Source organism: Idiomarina sp. UBA3162, assembly GCF_002364475.1.
Taxonomy (GTDB): Bacteria; Pseudomonadota; Gammaproteobacteria; order Enterobacterales; family Alteromonadaceae; genus Idiomarina.
Window position 1 is genome coordinate 1 of sequence record NZ_DEYI01000001.1, and the last position, 2563, is coordinate 2563.

3 protein-coding genes and 1 pseudogene are annotated in these 2563 nt (G+C 45.3%); 2 read left to right on the top strand and 2 right to left on the bottom strand.

The genetic code is table 11. The features are described from left to right. Together B2X00_RS00005 and rmf are read left to right on the top strand one after the other, a co-directional pair. Positions 1-1239, top strand: a 1239-nt coding sequence (locus B2X00_RS00005) for a DUF3466 family protein (protein ID WP_290485593.1), incomplete at its 5' end; no start/stop codon positions are given. A gap of 175 nt (positions 1240-1414) precedes the next feature. Continuing rightward, positions 1415-1591 (top strand): ribosome modulation factor, encoded by a 177-nt coding sequence (rmf, locus tag B2X00_RS00010; protein WP_006955790.1) that lies wholly within the window; start codon positions 1415-1417, stop codon positions 1589-1591. A gap of 71 nt (positions 1592-1662) precedes the next feature. Here the strand turns inward: rmf and fabA are convergent, their stop codons facing one another. After that, positions 1663-2175 carry a 3-hydroxyacyl-[acyl-carrier-protein] dehydratase FabA gene (fabA, locus tag B2X00_RS00015; RefSeq protein ID WP_071464298.1) on the bottom strand — a complete coding sequence of 171 codons (513 nt, stop codon included), beginning with the start codon at positions 2173-2175 and terminating at the stop codon, positions 1663-1665. A 97-nt stretch (positions 2176-2272) separates the two neighbouring features. After that, positions 2273-2563 (bottom strand): annotated as a pseudogene (locus B2X00_RS00020) (Lon protease family protein); the annotation flags it as partial.

Below are 2563 nucleotides of genomic sequence, written 5' to 3' on the forward strand. Positions count from 1 at the left end.
GATTTTACCTATACCGATAGCGAAGGTGACGAACAGACCAATACTTTTTACGTACGTGACTATATCTCACGCGGCGTTTGGTATCAGGATGGCCAAACTGCGACGGTCGCACCACCAGAACAATCTATTCTCGGCGGTGAAAGTGCCATCATGGATGTTAATGACAGTGGTTTAGCCGCGGGTTATGCCAGTATCGGTGTAAGTCCCGGTGCGGCGACCACGATAGAAAGTTGTACGCCAGAAGAGGACAGTGAGTCGATTCAGACACGTCCGGTTGAAGTCTGTGCCTCTGAACTTTGGTTAGAGCTTCATAACGCAACGGCCAACAACATTGCACCTATTTTGTATTACAGCCGTTCAAATTATTCGTCGCGTCGGTCGATCTACGACATCCGCGGCTACTTATGGCAGTTAGATGCAAACGGTGAGGTTATTTCTTCAACTGAGCTCGGTACTTTGACTGAGCGTCGTGAAGAAGACCAGTCTGATTTCTCTAGCTATGCTTACGCCGTGAATAACAATGGTATTGCTGTAGGTCAAAGTTACACTTACCACCCCGACCGTGGTGCGATCCGTATGCCCGCAATATTTGTGGATGGTGAGGCGATTGCGGTGACAGAAAGTGATGAATACTTTTGGGGCTCGGCCAACGATATTAATGACAACAATCGTGCGGTTGGTTATTTAACAGCGACACGTGCAGGTAACTTGCGTAATACCGGTTTTTATTACGACGTTGATAGTGCCACTATGGAAACCCTACCAGGCTTTTTCAATGGTTCATCAACGGTACCGAGTGACATTAATAATAATGGTTTAGTTGTCGGTACTGGCGAAATTGAACCGACACTCTCTACAACTCGCCGTCGTGTTGGTTTTCTCTATGATACCGCTGCAGAAAATGCTGAATTCATTAACTTGAACGATGCAATCGCTTGCGATAGTCCATACTTTATCGTAGACGCACGTGCCGTGACTGACTCAGGTGAAATTGTGGCTTCTGCATTGAAGACGGAAGAGTACGTTGACGGTAATGGCGAAACACAAACGCGTGAAGTTTCGGTCACTATCAAAATGGATCCGATTGAAGGCGAGTTGAATAATTGCCGTGAGGAAGAAAATAAAGTAGAACGCAGTGGCGCGAGTTTTGGCGGTATTCCGCTAGCTGGCTTATCGCTACTTGGTTTCTTTATTACGCTTTCGCGCCGTCGTCAGCATAAAAATATCAAAAAATCATAAAGAAAATATCATAAAAAAGTAACACAGTTTCAACTTGTTAAGTTTTTGCAAGTAGGCAGTGTTACTTTTTCGCATTGAACTATCCTGGTTTCGCGTTATCAATTATAGGGAGGGCATTAGTTAATGCGCTCTTTTGATAATCACAACCGAATAAAAAGTGAAAAGGGGTAGTTTTATGAAAAGACAGAAGCGTGATCGCTTTGAAAGAGCCCACACTCAAGGCTTTAAAGCCGGATTATCAGGACGCTCGAAGGATCAGTGTCCGTATCAAACCCAAGACGACTTCAGGTCTCAATGGTTAGGCGGTTGGCGAGATGCCATGGAGGCTAGGGGGACCGGCTTGTTCCGCTAAATGTCTCAGCAAATTAATATACAAACGCCGGCAAATAGCCGGCGTTTTTTTATCGCGGTTGGTACATCGTTTTAGAATGTACTGGTATCGGTAAATAAACCAACCTTTAAGTCTTTAGCGGTATAGATAGGGCGGCCGTCAACTTCAACTACGCCATCACCCACACCCATAAACAGTTTGCGTTTGATAACACGTTTCATGTCGATCTTATAGGTGACTTTGCTATGGTGTGGCAAGATTTGACCGGTGAATTTGACTTCACCTACACCAAGCGCACGTCCGCGACCGGGGCCGCCTGACCAACCTAGATAAAACCCAACTAATTGCCACATAGCGTCTAGGCCTAAACAACCTGGCATCACAGGGTCACCCTTAAAGTGGCAGTCAAAAAACCACAAATCAGGATTGATATCTAATTCTGCATGAATAAACCCTTTGTCATGCGCGCCGCCGTTTTCGGTAATGTTCACGATGCGATCCATCATCAACATGTTAGGGGCGGGTAAGCGACTGTTACCCGGGCCAAATAATTCGCCTTCACTGCATGCAATCAGATCTTCGCGAGAAAAACTCGATTGATTCATAACGACCTTTTATGTTGTATACCACTGAAATCAGATTGCAGTTTAGCGTACAGCTGTACGCTAAACAACTCCGATTAGTGGAAGTGGGTGCGTTGAATCAACTAAACCAGCGTTGCCACCATGAGCGACTGTCCGATTCCTGTTCATTGTGCGCGTTAAGTTTTACCTGTTTGTATAAGTCTTTCACAGGCATATCACATAAATATGACAATGCTTCGTCGACATGATCAACGGTATGGATATGAAACTGACCTTGTTCGACTGCCTGGACTATATCCGGCCGTAACACCAACTGCTTTTGGTTAGACTCAGGAATTAATACTTGATGGCTGCCATCAAGGCCCCGTAGTGCACATAAATCAAAAAAGCCTTCGATCTTCTCGTTTAC